Here is a 20,941-nt window from a genome sequence, read left to right as displayed (position 1 = left end):
GTCCCGTCCGTCCTCCGTCATGCCTGGAGTGCCCGCATGATTCCCACTGCTACCGGCTCCTTCGTTCCTCCGGCCGCCGTCCTGTGCGGGCTGGCCGGATGGGTGCCGTCCCGGGTGGTGACCAACGAGCACCTCGCGCGGCGGCTCGACACCGACGACGCGTGGATCCGCACCCGGACCGGGATCCGCCGACGGCACGTCGTCGACACCGGGCAGGCGACCTCCGACCTGGCCGTCGAAGCCGGCCGCCGGGCCCTCGCCTCGTCCGGCATGGACAAGGCCGATGCCGTCCTCGTCGCCACGACGACCCCGGACCGCACCTGCCCGGCCACCGCCCCCGCTGTCGCCGCGCGGCTCGGCCTCGCGGGTGCGGCCGCCTTCGACATCAGCGCCGTGTGCACCGGGTTCGTCTACGGGCTCGCCTCGGCCGCCGGGCTGATCGCGGCCGGTGTGGCCGTACGGGTCCTGCTCATCGGTGCCGACACCTACTCCACGATCGTGGACCCGCTGGACCGGGCCAACGCGATCATCTTCGGAGACGGCGCCGGAGCCGTCGTCCTGCGCGCCGGCCACCCCGACGAGCCCGGCGCGGTCGGGCACTTCGACCTCGGCAGCGACGGCGCTCACGAGGACCTGATCACGGTCGCGGCCGGCGGCTCCCGACAGCGCTCCCTGCCGGGCGAACCCAGCCGCGAGGAGCGGCACTTCGCCATGCGCGGCAAGGAGGTCTACCGCCACGCGGTGACCCGCATGACCGAGTCGGCGCGGGCCATCCTGGACCGGGCCGGCTGGAAGATCGAGGACGTCGACCACTTCGTACCCCACCAGGCCAACCTGCGGATCCTTCACTCGGTGGCCGACGACCTCGGGCTCCCGCGCGAGCGGTGCGTGACCCATGTCGAGTCCGTCGGCAACACGGGTGCCGCGTCCATCCCGCTCGCCCTCGCCGACGCGACCGCCCGTCAGGCGGTCCGGCCCGGTGACCGGCTTCTGCTCACCGCCTTCGGAGGCGGCCTCACCTGGGGCTCCTCTCTCCTGACCTGGCCTTCCTCGCTCCCTCGACAAGAACGGACGACGTCATGAGCACCACCTACGAGCAACTCGCCGGCATCCTCGCGCGACTCCACGACGCCCCAGCCGACAGGATCCGCCCCGACGCGACCCTCGGTGAACTGGATGTCGACTCGCTGACGACGGTCGAGATCAGCATCCGCATCGAGCGCGACCTCGGCGTGGCCGTCGGCGACGACGAACTCCAGCCCGACCTCACCCTCGGCGACGTCGTCGGACTCATCGACGCCCGCCGGGCGACCGTCTGAACCCACGGAAGGACCCACACGCCATGCAGATCAAGGACCAGCCGGGCAGGGCGATCGGCGCCGCGGTCGAGGGCTTCGACCACACCACCGCCTCGGACGCCGACGTCGCGGCGCTCAAGAACACCGTCTACACGAAGAAGATCGCCGTCCTGAAGGGCCAGGACCTCTCTCCCCAGGAGTTCCTCGCACTGGGCAAGCGGCTCGGCCGCCCGGAGACGTACTACGAGCCGATGTACAAGCACCCGGAGGTTCCGGAGATATTCGTCTCCTCCAACGTACCGAAGGACGGAAAGCAGATCGGCGTACCGAAGACCGGGAAGTTCTGGCACGCCGACTACCAGTTCATGCCGGACCCCTTCGGTATCACCCTGATCTACCCTCAGGTCATTCCGCGGAGGAACCGCGGCACGTACTTCATCGACATGGGCCGGGCGTACGAGAAGCTGCCCGCGGGACTGAAGAAGGAGATCGCCGGAACGTCCTGCAGACACTCGGTGCGTAAGTACTTCAAGATACGGCCGCACGACGTCTACCGCCCCCTCTCCGAGATCATCGAGGAGGTCGAGCGAAAGACCCCGGCCGTTCTCCAGCCGACCACCTTCACCCACCCCATGACCGGCGAGACGGTCCTCTACATCAGCGAGGGATTCACCGTCGGCATCGAGGACCAGGACGGCAACCCGCTCGACGAGGAGCTGCTCAAGCGGCTCTTCGAGGCCACCGGCCAGCTCGACGAGACCTTCGAGCACGAAGGCATCCACCTGCAGAACTTCGAGCAGGGTGACCTGCTGGTATGGGACAACCGCAGCCTCGTCCACCGCGCCCGGCACACGACCACCCCCGAGCCGGCCGTCTCCTACCGCGTCACCGTGCACGACGAACGCAAGCTGCACGACGGGATCAAGGCGGTATGACGGACGAAGCCCTCTTGACGCGGGTGCTGATGCCGTACAAGGACCACTGCACATACCTGCGTTCGGCCGTCGTGACCGAGGGCGACGCCGGACGAGTCGCCGCACGCTGCGAGTTCGAGATCCCCGAATCGTGCTACATCGACGACACCGGCCATCTGAATTCCGTCGAGGCGAACATCTGCTACAACCAGATGATGTATTACCTCGTGGCCAAGTCCGTACAGGAAGGGCTGGGTACGGGTTTCGAGTCCTGGACGCTGGACGACTTCTGGGAACGCCAGCTTCCGGACATTCTCATCGCCCGTTTCTCATCGAATTTCCGACGTCCGGTCAATCCCCGTGCCTTCTTCGGGGAGTTGGAGTTCCGGTCCGTCACCCGACGCGCTCCGGCCGGCGGCAGCCCCTTCCTGCATGCCGAGACCGCCTTCCGCTACTGGGACGCCGAGTCGGGCCGGTGCGACGGCGAGGCGACTCTGGCGTTCGTCAACGTCCCCTGACCCGAGGCGAGAGATCCATGACTACGGACAGGCTCCACCACCCGCAGCTCCAGACGCTCGTGCAGACCACGAGCTTCCACGCGCGGCACCAGCCCGCCACCCCCGCGGTCCTCTGCGAGGGCCGCACCCTGACGTACGAGCAGCTGCACCGCGAGAGCAACCGCGTCGCCCACGCCGTCCAGGCCGCCGGACTCTCCCCGGGCGACCGTGTCGCGTACCTCGGCAAGGCGTCCGAGCACTACTACGAGATCCTCTTCGCCTGCGCCAAGAGCGGCACCGTCCTCGTCCCCGTCAACTGGCGGCTCACCGCCCCCGAGGTCAGCCACATCCTCCAGGACTCCGGAACCCGACTCCTCTTCCTGGAGGCCGAGTTCGCGCCGATCGTCGAGAAGATGCCGACCGCGCCCCCGGAGACGGTCGTCGCGCTCGGCGAGTCCTTTTCCGCCTGGAAGGCACCCCACCCCGACACCGACCTGCCGGAAACGGCCACCCCGGAAACCCCGGTCGCCCAGCTCTACACCAGCGGCACCACCGGACTGCCCAAGGGAGTCGTGCTCGCCCACCGCAGCTTCTTCGCGATCCGTGACGCCCTGGCCGGCGAGGACCTGGACTGGATCGACTGGCGGGCAGGCGACATCGCGCTGGTCGGCATCCCCGGATTCCACATCGGCGGCCTGTGGTGGGCCACACAGAACTTCAACGCCGGAACGACCGTTGTGGCGATGCGCGCCTTCGTCGCCCGCCAGGCCGTCGACCTCATCCGCGACCTCGGCATCACCACCGCCTGCGTCGTCCCCGCCATGCTCCGCATGATGCTGACCGAACCCGGCGTCGGCGCCGAGGACTTCGCCACCCTGCGCAAGACGGTCTACGGCGGGTCCCCGATCTCCGAGGCGCTGCTGGAGGAGAGCCTCGCCGTCCTCGACTGTGAGTTCGCCCAGATCTACGGCCTCACCGAGACCGGCAACACCGCCGTGTGCCTGCCCCCGGCCGCCCATGTACCCGGCGGACCCCTCATGCAGGCCGCGGGCCGCCCCTACCCGGGCGTGCGCAGCAAGGTGGTCGACGGCGAAGGGCGCGAACTGCCGCCCGGCGCGGTCGGCGAGGTGTGCCTGTCCACGCCCGCCCACATGGTCGAGTACTGGGGACTGCCCGACAAGACCGCCGAAACCCTCGTCGACGGCTGGATCCACACCGGGGACGCCGGGTACGTCGACGAGGACGGCTACGTCTTCATCCGCGACCGCATCAAGGACGCCATCCTCGTCGCCGGTGAGAACGTCTACCCGGCCGAGATCGAGAACGTACTGGAGCATCACCCACGCGTCGCGGAGGCCGTGGTCGTCGGCGCCCCCGACGAACGCTGGGGCGAGTACGTGCACGCCTTCGTCGTCCCCGCTCCCGGGCAGCGGCCCAGCCCCAGGGACCTGCACACCTTCCTCGTCCCACGGCTGGCGAGTTTCAAGCTCCCCGCCCGGTACGAGCTCATCGACAGCGTTCCGCGCAACCCCAGCGGAAAGATCCTGCGCCGGGAACTGCGCGACCGCTTCTGGGGCGACTCCGCACGCAAGGTCAACTGACCCTCTACCAGGCCCTATCGAGAGAGAACGACATGCCTGCTCCCCTCACGCCGGAGGGCTTCCGCGCGGACCTGGCGGAATTCCTGTACCAGCGGCCCGACGAAGTCGACCTCGAAGGGAACCCCGTAGACGCGGGACTGGACTCCCTGCGCATCGTCACCCTCATGGAGCGGTGGCGGGCGACCGGTGCGGACGTGACCTTCGTCGAACTCGCCGAGTGCACCTCGTTCGCCCAGTGGTGGCGGCTGCTCTCCGCACGGCGAGAGGGCAACACGTGACCGCGCGCCGTCCGCTGCTGGCCGCCCAGGAAGGCATCTGGACCGGCCAGCAGCTCGACCCGGACAGCCCCGCCTACAACACGGCCGAGTACGTGCGCATCGACGGACCGGTGGACCCGGCCGTCTTCGACGCGGCCCTGCACCACGTGGTCACGGAGACGGAGGCACTGAACGTCGCGTACGTCGCCGACGGCCAAGGCCGGCCCTGGCAGACGGCCGCCCCGGCCGGCGACTGGCGCCTGCACACGGCCGACCTCACCACCGACCCCGATCCATACGCGGCGGCCCTGGCCTGGATGGACCGGGACATGGCCCGCCCGGTCGACCTCGGCAGCGGCCCCGTCTTCGGCCACGCCCTGCTGCGGATCGCACCGGAGGAGTTCCTGTGGTACCACAGGGTGCACCACATAGCCCTCGACGGCTTCGGCCTGTCATTGGTCGCGCGCCGGGTCGCCCAGGTGTACACCGCCCTGATGGCGGGCGAGCCGGCGGGAGACAGCGGATTCGGCACCCTGGCTTCCGTCCGGGAGGAGGAACGCGCCTACCGGGAGTCGTCCCGCTTCGCCGAGGACCGCGCCTATTGGGTGGACCGGTACGCGGACCGGCCACCGGTCCCCACCCCGGCCGGCCGTACGGCCCTGCCCGCTCGCACCTTCCACCGGCGGGTGGCGGACCTCGACGCGGCGCAGACCAAGACCCTGCGCTCCGTTGCCCGCGATCTCGAAGTCACCTGGTCCGAAGTCCTGTTGGCCGTGACCGCGGCCCACGTGCACCACGCGACCGGAGCACCGGAGATCGTCCTCAGCCTGCCGGCGATGGGCCGCCTCGGGTCCGTCTCGCTGCGCGTGCCCTGCATGGTGCGCAACATCCTGCCCCTGCGCGTCACCGTCACCGCGTCGGACAGCCTGTGCGACCTCGCGGCCCGGATCTCGGCCGAACTCCGCGCCGGACTGCCGCACCAGCGCTACCGCTACGAACAACTGCGACGCGACCTCAAGCTCGTCGGCGGACAGCGCCGACTGTCCGGCCCGGGCGTCAACATCATGCCCTTCGAGTACGACCTGCGCTTCGCCGGCCACCGCAGCACGGTCCACAACGTCTCGGCCGGCCCCGTCGACGACCTGTCCGTCAACGTCTACGACCGCTCCGAGGGCGCGGGCCTGCGCATCGCCGTGGACGCCAATCCCGACCTCTACGACGAGGTGGACGTCGCCGCATTCCAGGAGGGACTGCTCTCCCTGCTCCGCGCTGCCGTAGCCGCCCCCGACCGGCCGCTCGGCGAACTCCGCGCACGCGAACGCGTCCCCGTCCTGGACGGGGGACCGCTGCCCGGCCCCGCACGCCCGGTCCTCGGCCTGATCGCCGGCCATGCCGCCCGGCGCGGCGGATCCGTCGCCGTCGAGCACGACGGCGACAGCATCACCTACGCGCACCTGTTCGGCGCGGCACGTGATCTCGCCCGCCGCCTGGCCGCCCGTCAGATCGGCCGCGGCGACCTGGTGACCGTCGCCCTGCCCCGCGGCATCGAGGCGATCACCGCCGTCCTCGGCGTCCTGCTCTCCGGCGCCGCCTACAGCCCGCTCGACCCGACGGCACCGCCCACCCGCCGGGCACAACTGCTGGACAACACCCGGCCCGCCCTCGTCGTCACCACCAGCGCCCGCGCCGGGGACTTCGCGGACCACGTCGTACTCCTGCTCGACAGGCCGGATCCCGAGCCCGGCACACCCCAGCCGACGGCACCCGCGCCGGAGGACCTCGCCTACGTCCTCCACACCTCGGGCTCCACCGGACGGCCCAAGGGCGTCGAGATCGGCCACCGCGCCCTCGCACACTTCGTCGCCGGCGCCACGTACCGCTACGGCCTCCACCGTAAGGACCGCGTCCTGCAGTTCGCCCCACTGCACTTCGACACCAGCGTCGAGGAAATCTTCCTCACCCTGTGCGCGGGCGCCACACTCGTCGTCCGTAGCGACGACATGACCGACTCGATCCCCGACTTCCTGGACGCCTGCGCACGGCTGCGCATCAGTTTCCTCGACCTGCCCACCGCCTACTGGCACGAGGTGGCCTACGCCGTCTCGACCGGCGCCGCCACCTTGCCCCCCGAGGTGCGGACCGTTGTCATCGGCGGCGAGGCGGCCCTCCCGGAGCGGGTCGACCGCTGGCGCGAGGCCGTCGGCACGTCGGTGCGGCTGCTGAACACCTACGGCCCGACCGAGACCACCGTGGTCGCCACCGTCGCGGACCTCCACGACCCCGCCCTCGCTGCCGGAGACGTACCCATAGGGCTCCCGCTGCCCGGTACCCGCGCCGCGGTCGTCGACGGCGAACTCCACCTCCTGGGCGACAACCTGGCCGACGGCTACCGGGGAGACCGGGTCCCGGACGCCTCCCGCTTCGCGCCCCTCGACCTGCTGCCCGGAGCGCCCCGCGCCTACCGCACCGGTGACCTGGTGCGGCTCGGCGACGACGGCCGACTGCGCTACCTGGGCCGCTCGGACACCGAGTTCAAGATCAGCGGACATCGCGTGCACCCCGCCGAGATCGAGAGTGCCCTCCTGTCCCACCCGGGAGTCCGCGACGCCGCCGTCGCAGGACAGGTGCTGGAGGACGGGACACGGCGCCCGGTCGCGTACGTCGTGCCCGACGGGCCGGTCCCGGACGTGGCCGTGCTCAGGGACCACCTCCGGCTGACGCTGCCGGCGGCGATGATCCCGTCAGCCGTCGAGTTCCTGCACGACCTGCCCCGGACGAGTTCGGGAAAGACCGACAGAAAAGCACTCGCGGTGCCCGTGCCCCCTGCCGAAACTGCCGACTCCGGCGACGAGTTGGAGCGCGTCATCGCCGCCGTCTGGCAACAGGTGCTCGGCCTGGCCGCCGTCTCCGCGCAGGACGACGTGTTCGACCTGGGCGCCCAGTCGCTCCAGGTCATCCAGGTCGCCAACCGCCTCGGCGCCGAACTGCGCCGAGACGTGAAGGTCGCCTGGCTCTTCCAGCACCCGACCTCGGCGCAACTGGCGGGGTTCCTTGGGCAGGAGACGCGGCCGGGACCCCCCGGCCTTCCACCGACCCTGCTCGCCGACACGGTCCTCGACCCGGACATCCGCCCGGGCCACGGCCCCGGGCCGGGCGGCACACCGGACAGGATCCTGCTCACCGGCGCCACCGGCTTCGTCGGCGTCCATCTGCTGGCCGAACTCCTGACGAGCACCGGCGCGGAGGTGGTCTGCACGGTCCGCGTGCCAAGCCCAGCCGAGGCCGCCACCCGCATCCACCAAGCCCTCGAATCCCACCTGATCCCTCTCTGCGACGAGGCGCGCGGACGCGTAACAGCCGTTCCAGCGGATCTCGCCCGCCCTCACCTCGGCCTGGACGAGGCGCTCTTCACCGAACTCGCCCGCACCTGCGGCGCGATCTTCCACAACGGCGCGACCGTCAGCATCATGCGCGACTACGTCACCCTGCGCGCCGCCAACACCGACTCCACAAGGGACCTGTTGCGCATGGCGGCCGTGCGCTCGATCCCCCTGCACTTCGTCTCGACTCTCTCCGTCGCCCCACCGCTCGCCCTCAGCCCCGAGGTCCCTGAGGCGTTCCTCCCGCTCCACCCCGGACTGCGCTACGGCTACCAGCAGTCGAAGTGGGCGTCCGAGCGCCTGCTGGAACAGGCCTCCGAGCGGGGCCTGCCCGTCACCGTGCACCGGCTCGGCCGCATAGTCGGCCCGCGCTCCACCGGTTACGTGAACGAACGGGACTTCCTGTGGAGCGCGCTGCGCGCGGGCATCCCCGCGGGCGTCGTCCCCGACCTGTTCGAGGAAGAGACCTGGACACCGGTCGACCACGCCGCCCAGACCCTCGTCCATCTCTGCCTCGGACAGCGCACGCCGAACGCCGTCGTCTTCAACCACGCGGCCACCACCCCGGTACGGCTGAGCGACCTCTACACCTGGCTGAAGGAGTACGGCTACCCGCTGCGGCGCATGCCGTCGGCCCAGTGGCGAGCCGAGGTGCCGCGGACCTCCGGCGTGGCGGCGACCACGCTCGCCTTCTTGGAGTCCTGGGACGCCGACGTCGACGCCGACATCGAGACCGGACCCGACCTGCGTCTGGGACGCATCCGCTGCGACAACGTCATGGACGGTCTGCACGGCAGCGGCATCACATCTCCGCCCGTCGACCGGGACCTCGTCTTCCGCTACCTCGACCACTGCGTCAGCACCGGAGCACTGCCCGCCCCGACCCATAGACAGAGGCATCTCGCAACTCCCGCACATTAGTTGGGAGTCCGCCGGAACTCACGGGCGCCACCCCCCGACTACTGCAACAGAGCCCGTCCCCTCACGAGCACCCCGCACCAAGGAGCCCCGCATGTCGAAGAAACGGCCGGTCGCCCTCGCCCTGGCCGGCACCCTCTGTCTGCTCACCACGGCATGCGGCTCCTCCACGGACGAAGCCGACGACGCGGGCGGCAAGGCGGCGGCAGCCGCCGCGAAGTCCGGCTACCCGGTGACCCTGGAGAACTGCGGGGAGTCCGAGAAGTTCACCGAGGAGCCCAGCCGTGTGGTCGTCATGAACGGCGCCTCGGTCGCCGAGGTCTCCACGCTGCTCTCCCTCGGTCTCGGCGACCGCGTCGTCGCCAATCAGCAGAGCTACGGCATGTCGGAGGTCCCCGGCCGCGTCCAGGCCATCAAGAAACTGCCCACCGGCGACGTCAAGCAGAACGACGCCTACGACATCCCACGTGAGGCCATGATCGGGCTGCGCCCCGACCTGGTGCTGTCCACGACCTCCTACGGCTTCGACGCCAAGAACGGCTTCGCCACCCGGGACCAGCTCAAGGAGGTCGGCGCCAACACCTACGTCTCCCCGCAGGGCTGCGACCAGGACACATCCAAGATGACCATCGCCGACAGCTACACCCTGCTGCGCGACATGGGCAAGATCTTCGACGTCAGCGCCCGCGCCGAGAAACTGATCGCCGCCTCCGAGAAGCACATCGCCGACGTCTCCGCCAAGGTCGAGGGCGAGAAGCAGCCCAAGGTCATGGTGCTCTTCTCCAACATGGCCATGGGCGGCAACGACTTCAGCTCGGTCGTCGCCAAGGGCATCTACAACGACATCCTCGCCAAGGCCGGCGGCGCCAACGCCTTCGAGAACGCCTCCACGACGTCCTTCGCCGACCTGAGCAAGGAGAAGGTGGCCGCCACCGACGTCGACGCCCTCGTCGTCATCGGCTACAACGACCCGAACCCGGCGGCATACGCCAAGAAACTGCTGAAGGAGTTCCCCCAGTGGCCGGCCGCGAAGAACAAGAAGTACGTGGCGCTGTCGGACTCGATGTACCTCGGCCCCAGCAACGACCTGGCGGTCGAGAAGATCGCCGAGATGCTGCACCCCGACAAGCTCTGAGCGGCCTGCGCCTCCCGCTCTCCGTCGCCGCCCTGCTGGTCGTGCTCGTCGCGGTCATGGTGGTGGCGGTGAGCATCGGCGCGGTCACCATCCCGGTCGATGACGTGTGGGGGATCCTCCTGCACCACGTCACCGGCCGAGGGGCCACGGACGACCTGGCGCTGGACCAGATCGTATGGACCTTCCGGGCACCCCGGGTCGTCCTGGCCGCCCTGGTCGGCGCGGGGCTGGCGGTGGCCGGGGCGGTGCTGCAGACCCTGGTCTCCAATCCGCTCGCCGACCCGATCGTCCTGGGCTTTTCCCACGGTGCCTCGCTCGGCGCCGTCCTGGTCATCACCCTCGGCGGCGTCGCGCTCGGCGGACTGGGCGGGCTCGGCGTGTCCGGCGCGGCGTTCGTCGGTGCCCTGGCGGCCGGGGCCCTGGTCTTCGTCCTGGGGCAGAGACAAGGACGGCTCGCCCCCACCCGGGTGGTGCTGGCCGGGGTCGCGGTCGGTTACGTGCTGCTGTCCGTCACCAGCTTCGTCCAGCTGCTGGCGACACCCACCGAGCTGCGGACCGTGATGTTCTGGATGCTCGGCAGTGTCGCCGGCGCCCAGTGGAGCCAACTGCCCACCGTCACGGTAGTGGTCCTGACCAGCACGGTCCTGCTGACCCTGTTCGGACGGCGGCTCAACGCCCTGCTGGCCGGAGACGAGTCCGCCACCGCGCTCGGCGTGGACGTCAACCGGCTGCGCGCCGTCCTGCTGGTCATCAGCGCGCTCCTCACCGGCACGGTCATCGCTGTCGCCGGCGGGGTGGGCTTCGTGGGCCTCATGATTCCCCACCTGGTACGCCTTACGGTGGGCGCCGACCACCGCCGCCTGATCCCCCTGACCGCGCTCCTGGGTGCCGTCTACCTCGTTCTGGTGGACCTGCTCTCCCGCACCGTCAACCGCCCCAACGAATTGCCGCTGGGCATCCTCACCGCCCTGCTCGGCGCCCCCTTCTTCCTATGGCTGCTGCGCCGCAACAAGGGCCTGGACACCGTATGAAACTGACCGTGGACCAGCTCCACATCACCCTGGACCGCAAGCCGATCCTCCGCGAGGTGACCCTGGCGGCCGCCAAGGGCGACATCGTCGGGCTCGTGGGCCCCAACGGCAGCGGTAAGTCCACTCTGCTCCGCACGGTCTACCGTTCGCTGCGCCCGGCCGACGGGGTGGTCAGGGTGGGCGGCGACGACGTGTGGGAGCTCTCCGCGCGCACCGCCGCCCGCCGCACGGCGGCCGTCCTCCAGGACGCCGGCACCACCACCGGCCTGACCGTGACAGAGATCGTCGCCCTCGGCCGCACACCCCACCACGGCCTGATGGGCCGCGACGGCGCCGAGGACCGCGAAGCGGTGGCCGAAGCGGTCGCCCGCTGCAAAGTCGCCCCCTTCGCCCACCGGGACTACGCCACCCTCTCCGGCGGCGAACGCCAACGCGTCCTGCTGGCCCGCGCCCTCGCCCAGCGCCCACAACTGCTGGTCCTGGACGAACTCACCAACCACTTGGACATCCGGGCCCGGTTCGAGCTCCTGGACCTCATCCGCAGCACCGGCATCACCACGCTGGCGGTCCTGCACGACCTCGACCTGGCCGCCCGTCTCTGCGACCACCTCGTGGTGCTGTACGAGGGCTCGGTGGTCGCGGCGGGCCCGGTGCTGGAGGTCCTGACACCGGACCTCCTGCGTGATGTGTTCGGCGTACGGGGCGCCACAGAACGCCACCCCGACGGCGTCGTCCGCATCACCTACGCGGCCCAGCCCCTCGCGGACGACAGGGAGCCCGAGCCTGCGGAACGGTGAAGGTGCCGTCCAGGACGTGTTGCTCGTAGGCTCGGTAGACCCTGGGCCGGCTGTGGTAGGCAAGGCTGGTGATCAGCCGACTCCCTCTCGACGATCAACTTGAGTCCCTGCGTGCGGTGCTCTACTTCGACGCGGGGGATCTGTCCTGGGAGGAGGAGAACGCGGTGATCGAGGCCGGGCGGGAGATCTTTGCCGACCCGCCTGCAGAGGTGGAGATCCGCAACGAAGCGCGGGTTCACCTCTGGTACGAGGACAAGTTCGCAGTGGCGTGTCCGCCGTATGAGTCCACGGAGGCGGCGATCGACAGTTTCGCCGCGACGACGTGCTCCCTGGGGGTGCGTCTGGAGGCCGACGGCCGGTGGCGTGTGTACGCGCCGCACGGCCTCTCCGACGTGTTCAACCTGGTTGTCCGGCCGAATCCGGTGCGCGCCCCGCGCTCGGTCTATGAGGCCAAGGCAGCGCGATGGCAGGAGCAATGGCCGGAGCCGACCGTACTGGACTGGCCCTCCGCGCACACCACAAGAGCCTCGTCCGCAGGGCGACAGCGATTCCGCACCCGCCCGCCGGGGTCAGCCCACCTGGGCCACTCCGGTGGCTGCGAGGATGCCGATGATGATCAGGAACACGCCGATGATCAGGGGACCTGTTCGTATGGTGGACTCCCCGGCGGATGCGTTGGCCCGGCCGAAGACGTTGCGCTGACCGGCGGCCGCGCGGGCGAATCTCTTGCTGTAGAGGATGAGCCCCAGGCCTGCGAGGATGCCGAAAACGGATAGGAAGATACGCATTCATTCCTCCTGTTGTGGAGCTGAGAGCGCCTGGCCTGAAGCCCGCCCCGGTCACGGGGCGGGCTTCAACCTGTTTGTCAGAACTGGATCTGCAACCCCCCGCTGCATGTGGGGGTCGACGCGTACGTACCGAGCCCGCCGCTCCCGCTGACTGTGGGAGATCCGCCCTGACCGCCGATTTGGCCGCCCACCGTGCCCCAGCCGGCGGCGCAGTTACCGTAAGCGGACGGCCCCGCGTCTGCCCCGCCTGTGGAGCCTTCGAAGCCGCCCCCTATGCCCGGAAGCCCGACACCGATCTTCAGGTAGAAACCGCTGTTCCCGGAGTCGTCCTTGGAGTATCCGCCGCCCAGGCACACCCAGAAGCACGCGTCCAGACCGCCCGACCAACTCCAGAGCCCGTTCGGGTCGATGCGGTTGACGGGGTCGCCTTCGGCGTAGAGGTAGGGGTTCTGTTCCTGGCCGGAGGGGTCGGGCTGGGTGAAGCGGCCGATGTTGGCGTCGTAGTAGCGGGCCTGGAGGTGGTACAGGCCGGTGGGGTCCTGGTAGTTGCCGGCGAACCGGTAGGGCTGGGCGACCGGTTCGCTGGACTGGGCCAGGATGCGCACGCCTCGGGGGCTGTAGGTGTAGGTGTCGACCTTGTTGCCGTCCTCGTCCGCCAAGCCGATCACGCTGCCGATGGCGTCGGTGAGGTAGAAGTAGCTCTTGCCCCCGGTCGTCATGGAGTTCAACGTGCCCCCGGGCTCGCGGTTGAAGCCCATGTCCACGCCGGCCGTCGTCTTCGCCGACAGGCCCACGGGTCCGTTGTGGAAGTAGGTGTCCCCGAGGCGGATGCGTTCGCTCTGGTCGGTGGAGCCGTACTGCCCGGTGTACGTCTTGTCGGCGACGGTGATCGAGGTCAGCTGGGAGTGGTCGGTGTAGGTCTCGCCGGTGCGGACGTAGTCGTCGGTGGAGGCGCCGGCGGTCTCGTTGCCGATCTCATCGTAGGACCAGGCGCCGCTGGTGCTGGACTTGGCTGTCAGCTGCTGGGCGTCGTTGTAGGTGTAGGTGGTGCCGCGGGGGCAACCCGGGTCGGTGCCCTGGGAGGTGAGGTTGCCGGCCAGGTCGTAGCAGTACTGCCAGGAATCGGTGATCGTGCCGTTCGTCTCCTCCTTGGCGTAGGAGAAGCGGCCCGCCCCGTCGTAGGAGTAGGTGCGCTTGGTCCCACGGACGTTGTCCGTGCTGGTGCGGATCTTGGCGCCGTCGGTCTTCCCGTCGGTGCCGTAGGCATAGGTGTAGCCGAGGTCGACCAGGGTGCCCTGGGCGGAGGTCACCTTGATGTTCTTCGGGCGGCTGGAGTTGTCGACGTCGACCTTCTGCACCGTGCCGCCGGGGTAGGTGGTCGTGGTGCGCACGTCGTTCTTGTTGTACTCGTACGTCGTGATTCGGCCTTGCGGGTCCTTCAGCTCCTTGAGCTTGTTGACCTCGTTCCACTGGTAGTCGACCTTGCCGGCCGGGTCCTGGTAGTAGTCGACGTTGCCGGCCGGGGTGTAGGCGAGCAGGGTCTGGGAGCCGTCCTGCAGGGTGCGCACGGTTTCCCGCTGCAGCGGGTCGAACTCGTACTTCGTCGTGCCGGTGCCGTCCGAGCGCTGCACGAGGTTGCCGTCGCCGTCGTACCAGTACTCGACCTTCACCGTGTGCGGGGAGGTGACGGTGCGGATGCGGTCGAGGTTGTCGTAGGTGTAGGAGACGGTCACGCCGCGGGTGTCGGTGGCCGTCCTGGTCCGGCCCAGGTCGTCGTAGGTGTAGGTCGTCTTTTTCAGCGGCGCAGGGGGTTCGACCGACTCGAGGTCGCCCTTGGCGTTGTAGTGGAAGCCGGTGGTGACCGTCTTCGCGGACGTCATTTTCGTCTTCTCGGCGCAGCGCTGGCCCTCGAAGCCGCCGCAGGTCGGGGTGGCGGGGTTGTAGTCGTAGGAGACGCTGCCCCCGCCGGTGCCGGTCTGCGCCACCGAGGTGGTGTTGCCGACCGTGTCGTACTTGAACTCGGTCTTCTCGCCGTCCGCGTTGACGGAGTCCTTGGGGACGTCCCCGCCGGCGATGGTCTGCCAGGAGTTGACCGCCTTCCCGCCCGTCGGGACGGTTACGGTCTCCAGGTTGTTGCGGGAGTTGAAGCCGTAGTCGGTGACGTTGCCCGGGGTGGTGCCCGAGCCCATCGCGTCCGCGGCGGTGTCGATGTTGTGGTTGGCGTCGAACTTCGTCGGCCGGGAACGGCCGAGCGCATCGGTCACGTCCGTGACCTGCCCGTCGCCGTCGTGCTTGTATGTGGTGGCGTGCAGCTCAGGGTCGGTGGCCTTGGTGGTGCCGGCCGCGGTCGGCGAGTCGGCGCTGTAGGTGTAGGTCCACGTCGGGCCGGTGTGGCCGTCGCTGTTGAAGCCGGTGCCGCGCAGCATGCTGGTGACGCGGTTGACCGCGTCGTAGGTGAAGACCGTCACCCGGCCCTCAGCTGTGGTGATCTTGTCGATCCGGCCGGAGGAGTCGTAACGGAAGTCGACCGTCTTGCCCTCGGTGTCGATGGTGGTGGCCAGGTTGCCGTTCGCGTCGAGGTCGTACACGGCGGTGCGGCCGGTGTTGTCCTTGGCCTGCCACTGCGCGGGGTAGGTCTTGGACAGGTCGATCCAGCGTCCCGAGCGGGTCTCCGTCAGCCGGAAGCCCTTGTTCTCACCGTTCTCGTCGTGCTGGTCGACGGTGATCGTGCCGTGGTTGCGGTCGGTGACCTTGGTCAGCGATCCGTACTGGTTGTAGGTCTCCTTGGCACCCGACTTCCACTTCGTCAGGGTGTAGGTGCCGTCCGTGTTCTCCTTCAGGTCCTCGGAGTAGCCCTTGGGCGTGGTGAAGGTGCCGTCGCTGTTCTTGGTGAAACGGACAGTGGCTCCGGAGGCGTCGTAGAGGATCACCTCGGAGCTGGAGACGGACAGGTAGCGCTCGTACTGCTGCCACCACCGCTGCGAGACCCGGCCCCACGGGGCGTCCAGTGAGTTGTACGTCCGCGCCAGCCTCAGCCGCTGACCCACGCCGGCGATGTCGAAGTCCGTCGCCGTCAGCATCAGATTGCCGGTGGAGTAGTCGATGCGGGCGGTGAGGGCATCGGTGATCGCGAAGCTGGTGTAGCGGTGCCAGGGCACGTTGCCCTGTCCTTCGGGCACCAGGCTCCGCACGGAGGTATCGGTGGTGGCGCGGGAGGACGAGGGACTGGCGCCGGCCTTGGCGGTCGGGTGCTCGGCGTGTTCGCGCTGCTGCCGCAGCCACGGCAGATACACCTCATCCGTCGGGTTCTTCGACGGCTCGGACTTCAGCGGACGGTTCGGGCCGACCTTCACCGCCGGCATCGTGAAGTCCGGACTGTCCGGACCCCATGCCGACTCGGGCTTGGGCTCCGCCGCGGTCGCGGACGCTGCGGGCAGCGCCGAGAGGGCCAGTGCGGCCGACGTGACGACCGCGAGGCCGATCGCGGTGGCTGATCTCTTACGGGCACGCCGGCAGGGCATGCCGAAGGCACGCGTGGGCATGACTTCCCCCATAGGAAGACGGACCCCGGTGACCCCACCGGTCACCGGGCGCCCACAAGTTGCCATGGGAATCGCACAGAAATCCGTGCCGTTCCCGTGAATCTCCTTCACATACGTGCGGGAACCAGCCCCTCCCCTTCAACTGCTCGCAGCACACCAAACAGTGACGAAAGCTGTGAAGCTTCTCGATTCGAGGGGGCACGGCAGGCCTGAACGGCCCGGAAGCAGGCCGAAACGCTTCCATGCGACGACGGCCGACCGGACCGTCGGGCTAGGTCTGTGCGAGGCCGTCGATCATCAGGCCGAGGGTGAAGTCGAACCGGTCGTGGCCCTCGCCGGCGGTGAGTTCGGCGGCGTGGCGGGTGGTGTGGGGGAAGGTCTCGGCAGGCAGGGCGGTGAACCGGTGCAGCAGTTCGTCGCGGTCGAGGACCCAAGGGGCGTCATCATGTGCTGATCGTTGGCGCGCGATCGACAGCTCAAGGCAATAGGCGGCCACGTACAGCAGGAGGGCGTCGATGGCCCAGGCGGCGGACTGCGGGGCGACGCCGCCGGTGAGCAGGATCGCCAGCATTCCCTCGCTGACGCGCATGGTTTCGAGGTCGGTGGGGGCCATGGCGAGCGCGGCTCGGGAGATTCCGGGGTATTTCAGGTACTGGTCGCGCATCTGGGTGCACACGCCGCGGATCTGCTCCCGCCAGGCCGCGGGGTCGGGCTCGGGCAGTACGAGCTCGGCGCACAGCCGCCCGATGAGCAGCTCGTCGAGGTCGGCCTTGTTGACGACGTGGGCGTAGAGCGAGGCGGGTCCGGTGTCAAGGGCGCCGGCCAGCCGGCGCATGGTCAGTGCCTCGTACCCCTCGGTGGCGACGACATCCAGCGCGGTGTCGACGACCTGCTCCACGGTGATCGGGGCCTTGCGGCGCCGCGGCCTGGGGGCGGCTTCGGCCTCGGGGTTCGGCGGCTGGTGGCGCGCCGCACGTCGCTCTCTCGGGTTCACCCGACCACTATAACTTGACACGAACACTGTTCGTACATAGAACACTGTTCGTGAATATCGATGTGAAGCAGGACGTGGACGTGACCGTGGTCGGAGCCGGGCCGGTGGGCCTCGTGCTCGCCGCGGAGCTGGCGCTCTCCGGGGCGACGGTGCAGGTGATCGAGCGACTGGCCGAGCCGAGCGAGGCGATGAAGGCGGGGTCGATCAACGTGCCGACGGCCGGGGCACTCGATCGCCGCGGCCTGCTGCCCGCCGCCGAAAAGGTGCAGCGAGAGATCCTCGAACGGGTGGGGCCGTTCGCCCGCAAGGCCGACGACCAGCCGCCCGGTGGCGACCGGCGAGCACGCGAGTCGCGGTTCACCGGGCACTTCGCGGGGATGATCCTCGATGCCGACCTCGTGGACTGGTCCGATGCCGACATCACCGCGCACGCCTCGGTCGCCGGAGCGAGGATGGTGCCGCAGCGTCAGCTGGAGGAGCTGCTGGCCGACCATGTCGCGCGACTCGGCGTACCGGTGCGTCGCGGGGTGGAGGTCACCGCGCTCGAAGACACCGGCGACGGCGTGCTCGTCGGCACTACCGCCGGCACGGTGCGCACCGGGTGGCTGGTCGGATGCGACGGCGGGCGCAGCACCGTACGCCGCCTCGCGGGCATCGACTTCCCCGGCACCGACCCCGAACTCACCGGACACCTCGCGGTCGTCGACATCGCCGACCCGGAGAAGCTCGCGAACGGCTGGGGGTGGTCGACCCGGGGGGCGTACCGCTATGGGCCACAACCCGGGCGGGTGGTCACCGTGGAGTTCGACGGCGCTCCCGCCGACCTCCCCCACGCTCGGCCTCGCTCGCGCGGGCGGACCCCCATGGCGCCGGTCACCCTGGAGGAGGTGCAGACCAGTCTGCGCCGGGTCTCGGGCACCGACGTCACGCTGACCGCACTGCGCGGCGCCGCGACCCGCTGGACCGACAACGCCCGCCAGGCCGCGACCTACCGGTCGGGGCGGGTGCTGCTGGCCGGCGACGCCGCGCACGTGCACTCGCCGTTCGGCGGTCAGGGGCTCAATCTCGGGGTCGGCGACGCGATGAACCTCGGCTGGAAGCTCGGTGCCGTGGTCGCCGGGTGGGCACCCGAAGGGCTGCTCGACACCTACGACGCCGAGCGGCGTCCCCTTGGCGCCTGGGTGCTGAACTGGACGCGGGCCCAGACCGGGGTGATGCGCGGGGACGCCAAGTCGGCCGCGCTCCGCGAAGTCGTCGCCGACTTGCTGAACACTCGGGCGGGCACGACCTACGCGGTCAAGAAGATCTCCGGTGTCACGCAGCGCATCGACCTGCCCGGCGACCATCCGCTGGTCGGGCGGTTCGTCCCCGACCTGTGCCTGAGGGACGGCTCCCGTCTGGTCGACCACGGTCACGGCGGCGGGTTCCTGCTGCTCGACCGCACCACTGACGGGACGTTCGCCCGCCTCGGCGCGGCCTGGGCCGGGCGAGTGAGCAGCGTGACCGACGACCACGCGACGCCGACCGGGGTGTTGGTGCGCCCGGACGGGGTGGTCGCCTGGGCCTCCGACACCACCGGCATCGCCGCCGTCACCGGCCTCGAAGCCGCCCTGCGCCGATGGGCGGGCTCGCCGCCGTCCTCACGTCGATGATCCAGGTGGCCGCGCTCTCTGATCGTCCCGTTCACGCTGACTTCACGCCGCCTGGCGCCGGTGACGGAAGCTGACGATGCGGAGCTTGTTGTCGAGGTCGGGCTGGAGGCCAGTGGCGCAGACGGTCAACCGGCCGTATCGCCGGTGCGGAAGACGCGGTTGAGATGGTTGTCCAGGACTGCGGCGGCGGACTCGGGACTGCGCTGGCCGACGAGGATGCTGGTGCCGAGTCCGGCGGACATCGCGAGCAGGCCGGCCGCCTCCAACTGTGCGTTCACGCCGGGCTGCAGCAGGTCTGCCGCCTGTGCCTGCCGGAGGAGTTCGGTCAGTGTGTCTTCGGCGGCGTCAGGGTTCTTGATGAAGGGCTGGGCTGCGAGCGTCTGGTCGGTCACGGCCAGAACGGCGTACGCGGTGTAGAGGTGGTGGAAGGTACGGCTCTCTTCGTCGGTCGGCAACGCCGTCATCAGCAGTGCCTCGATGGTCGTGCGCGGCCCCGGACTGTCCCCGGCGGCTCGGATGCGGGCGGAGAGCCGCTCCCCGAATTTCTCGGCCAGGTGCTCCAGCCCGAAGAGCAGCAACTTTTCCTTGGTCTCGAAGTAGTACTGCACCAGCCGCAGTGACACTCCGGCCTCGGCTGCCACATCGCGCATCCCCACGGCATGCAGCCCGCGTCGCCCGGCGACCCGGACGAGCGCCTCGGCGAGCTCGGTGCGCCGTTCCGCATGGTCCACACGCTTGGGCATCGGCCGGTTCTCCGCTTCATCGTCTCCGCCGGGTTCACGCCGGGCCCTTTGATGGTACAGCCGTATCAACGTTGTGATACGTTCGTACCACGAAACCGATACCTCCGGAGGCGGCCGTGCCCGAGACCATTGCCCGCACCCAGGCCGACGTCGGCCGCTACGTGAGCGACGCCCGGCGCGACCGCTACTTCGCCGTCTGCGAGGCCGTCTACGCACTGGGAGCACCCGCCCTCGCGGAACAGGACGTGGAGACCACGTTCGGCACCACCCACGTGTACCGCTACGGGCCCGCCGACCCTGCGGCCCAGTCCCACACCCCCGTTGTCCTGGTGCACGGGGCGGGCTCCTGCTCCGCCATGTGGTATCCGAACACCCCCGCCCTCAGCGCCGACCGCCCCGTCTACGCCATCGACACCCCGGGCGATCCCGGCCGCAGCGTCCAGCGCGAACCCATTCACCAGCCCGAACATGCCGCGCAGTGGCTCGATGAGACGCTCGCCGGGCTCGGGCTCGACCGTGTCCACCTCGTCGGCACCTCCTACGGAGGCTGGCTCGCCGTGAACCAGGCGCACCGCAGGCCCGGACGCCTCGCCTCGGTCACCCTGCTCGACCCCGGCGGCCTGGAGAAGGTGGGACTGCGCTTCTTCGTCTGGATCTTCGCCAGCCTCTTCGCGACCTTCGCACCCAAGGCGCTGCGCCCGCGACTGGCGGCCTGGCTGGACCAGCCGGTCCTCGTCGTGCCCGAGCTGCGCACGATGATCAGGACGGCCGTCCGCGCCTACCGCATCCGCCGCCCCGCGCCGCTTCCCCTGTCGGAGGACGAACTGTCCACCATCCGTACTCCGCTCTACCTTGTGCTCGGCAAGCGCAGCCTCTTGGTGCACCCTCAGCGGCAAGTAGAGCGCGTGCCACGCCTGATACCGGGCGCCCGGGCCGAGATCATCTCCGGCACCGGCCACGGACCTCAGATCGACCACGCGAAGGAAATGAACCGCAGGATGCTGAACTTCATGGCCTCCGTCGATGCGAGCCGGTCACCCGGTGCATTGCGCGCCCCTGATGGCCATGATTGGCTCGCCCGGTGAAGCTTCTGTTGACGGCGAGCGGTCTGCGCAACGCGACGCTGCGGGACGCACTGCGGGACCTGCTGGGAAAGCCGTTCGTGCACGTGCTCGGCGCGAGGACGGTGGAGCCGCCGTTCGGTCTCTTCGACTCGTATCTGAAGCCGCACCTGTACTCGCCGGACTTCCCGGAGCGGGACGACGCTTGGGCTGATCGCATCGTCGAGCGGGCGGACTTCCCGATCTGTTTCATCGACGACGACACGGCTGTTCGCGTCAACGGCGGCACCATGGATGTCATCTCCGAAGGCCAGTGGCGCTTTCATCCGTGAC

General features: G+C 69.6%; 15 protein-coding genes and 2 pseudogenes. 14 read left to right on the top strand and 3 right to left on the bottom strand.

The window, feature by feature from the left end; genetic code table 11:
- The first annotated feature begins 36 nt into the window (after positions 1 to 36).
- The 11 genes and pseudogenes from ACZ7L0_RS17810 to ACZ7L0_RS17760 form a co-directional block, all read left to right on the top strand.
- The gene (locus ACZ7L0_RS17810; protein ID WP_471243392.1) at positions 37 to 1,083 is read left to right on the top strand and encodes a beta-ketoacyl-ACP synthase III; all 1,047 of its coding nucleotides are present in this window, start codon (positions 37 to 39) and stop codon (positions 1,081 to 1,083) included.
- Positions 1,080 to 1,319: an acyl carrier protein gene (locus tag ACZ7L0_RS17805; RefSeq protein WP_471243391.1), complete on the top strand. Its 240-nt coding sequence runs from the start codon at positions 1,080 to 1,082 to the stop codon at positions 1,317 to 1,319. The genes ACZ7L0_RS17810 and ACZ7L0_RS17805 overlap by 4 nt, the downstream gene beginning before the upstream one ends.
- A 23-nt stretch (positions 1,320 to 1,342) precedes the next feature.
- Positions 1,343 to 2,233 (top strand): (3R)-3-[(carboxymethyl)amino]fatty acid oxygenase/decarboxylase, encoded by an 891-nt coding sequence (gene scoE, locus ACZ7L0_RS17800; protein ID WP_471243390.1) that lies wholly within the window; start codon positions 1,343 to 1,345, stop codon positions 2,231 to 2,233.
- Positions 2,230 to 2,730, top strand: a complete 501-nt coding sequence (gene scoD, locus ACZ7L0_RS17795) for a (2E)-enoyl-ACP glycyltransferase (RefSeq protein ID WP_471243389.1) — start codon at positions 2,230 to 2,232, stop codon at positions 2,728 to 2,730. The genes scoE and scoD overlap by 4 nt, the downstream gene beginning before the upstream one ends.
- A gap of 17 nt (positions 2,731 to 2,747) precedes the next feature.
- Positions 2,748 to 4,310, top strand: coding sequence for a fatty acid--CoA ligase (locus ACZ7L0_RS17790; protein ID WP_471243388.1), 1,563 nt, complete (start codon positions 2,748 to 2,750; stop codon positions 4,308 to 4,310).
- Between the two features lie 32 nt (positions 4,311 to 4,342).
- Positions 4,343 to 4,588 carry a phosphopantetheine-binding protein gene (locus tag ACZ7L0_RS17785; RefSeq protein WP_471243387.1) on the top strand — a complete coding sequence of 82 codons (246 nt, stop codon included), beginning with the start codon at positions 4,343 to 4,345 and terminating at the stop codon, positions 4,586 to 4,588.
- Positions 4,585 to 8,868, top strand: coding sequence for an amino acid adenylation domain-containing protein (locus tag ACZ7L0_RS17780; RefSeq protein ID WP_471243386.1), 4,284 nt, complete (start codon positions 4,585 to 4,587; stop codon positions 8,866 to 8,868). Before ACZ7L0_RS17785 ends, ACZ7L0_RS17780 begins: the two co-directional genes overlap by 4 nt.
- A 91-nt stretch (positions 8,869 to 8,959) precedes the next feature.
- A complete protein-coding gene (locus ACZ7L0_RS17775) occupies positions 8,960 to 10,000 on the top strand; it encodes an ABC transporter substrate-binding protein (RefSeq protein ID WP_471243385.1) in 1,041 nt (346 codons plus the stop codon).
- Between the two features lie 56 nt (positions 10,001 to 10,056).
- A complete protein-coding gene (locus ACZ7L0_RS17770) occupies positions 10,057 to 11,031 on the top strand; it encodes a FecCD family ABC transporter permease (RefSeq protein WP_471243606.1) in 975 nt (324 codons plus the stop codon).
- The gene (locus ACZ7L0_RS17765; RefSeq protein WP_471243384.1) at positions 11,028 to 11,828 is read left to right on the top strand and encodes an ABC transporter ATP-binding protein; all 801 of its coding nucleotides are present in this window, start codon (positions 11,028 to 11,030) and stop codon (positions 11,826 to 11,828) included. Before ACZ7L0_RS17770 ends, ACZ7L0_RS17765 begins: the two co-directional genes overlap by 4 nt.
- A gap of 116 nt (positions 11,829 to 11,944) precedes the next feature.
- Positions 11,945 to 12,337 (top strand): annotated as a pseudogene (locus tag ACZ7L0_RS17760) (nucleotidyltransferase family protein); the annotation flags it as partial.
- Between the two features lie 356 nt (positions 12,338 to 12,693).
- On the opposite strand, the gene ACZ7L0_RS17755 reads toward ACZ7L0_RS17760, so the two are convergent.
- Together ACZ7L0_RS17755 and ACZ7L0_RS17750 are read right to left on the bottom strand one after the other, a co-directional pair.
- Positions 12,694 to 16,158 (bottom strand): RHS repeat-associated core domain-containing protein, encoded by a 3,465-nt coding sequence (locus tag ACZ7L0_RS17755; protein WP_471243383.1) that lies wholly within the window; start codon positions 16,156 to 16,158, stop codon positions 12,694 to 12,696.
- A 271-nt stretch (positions 16,159 to 16,429) separates the two neighbouring features.
- Positions 16,430 to 17,152, bottom strand: coding sequence for a TetR/AcrR family transcriptional regulator (locus ACZ7L0_RS17750; protein WP_471243382.1), 723 nt, complete (start codon positions 17,150 to 17,152; stop codon positions 16,430 to 16,432).
- Between the two features lie 56 nt (positions 17,153 to 17,208).
- Between ACZ7L0_RS17750 and ACZ7L0_RS17745 the strand changes: the two genes are divergently transcribed.
- Positions 17,209 to 18,804 (top strand): FAD-dependent monooxygenase, encoded by a 1,596-nt coding sequence (locus ACZ7L0_RS17745; protein WP_471243605.1) that lies wholly within the window; start codon positions 17,209 to 17,211, stop codon positions 18,802 to 18,804.
- Between the two features lie 125 nt (positions 18,805 to 18,929).
- Here the strand turns inward: ACZ7L0_RS17745 and ACZ7L0_RS17740 are convergent, their stop codons facing one another.
- A complete protein-coding gene (locus ACZ7L0_RS17740) occupies positions 18,930 to 19,547 on the bottom strand; it encodes a TetR/AcrR family transcriptional regulator (RefSeq protein ID WP_471243381.1) in 618 nt (205 codons plus the stop codon).
- A 116-nt stretch (positions 19,548 to 19,663) separates the two neighbouring features.
- Between ACZ7L0_RS17740 and ACZ7L0_RS17735 the strand changes: the two genes are divergently transcribed.
- Both ACZ7L0_RS17735 and ACZ7L0_RS17730 read left to right on the top strand, forming a co-directional pair.
- A complete protein-coding gene (locus tag ACZ7L0_RS17735) occupies positions 19,664 to 20,632 on the top strand; it encodes an alpha/beta fold hydrolase (protein ID WP_471243380.1) in 969 nt (322 codons plus the stop codon).
- A gap of 77 nt (positions 20,633 to 20,709) precedes the next feature.
- Positions 20,710 to 20,940 (top strand): annotated as a pseudogene (locus ACZ7L0_RS17730) (Type 1 glutamine amidotransferase-like domain-containing protein); the annotation flags it as partial.
- Position 20,941 lies beyond the last annotated feature (1 nt).

It is taken from the genome of Streptomyces sp. NPDC039424 (assembly GCF_055639495.1).
Note: the sequence above shows the minus strand (reverse complement) of the source record. Positions and strands in the feature narration are given on the sequence as shown.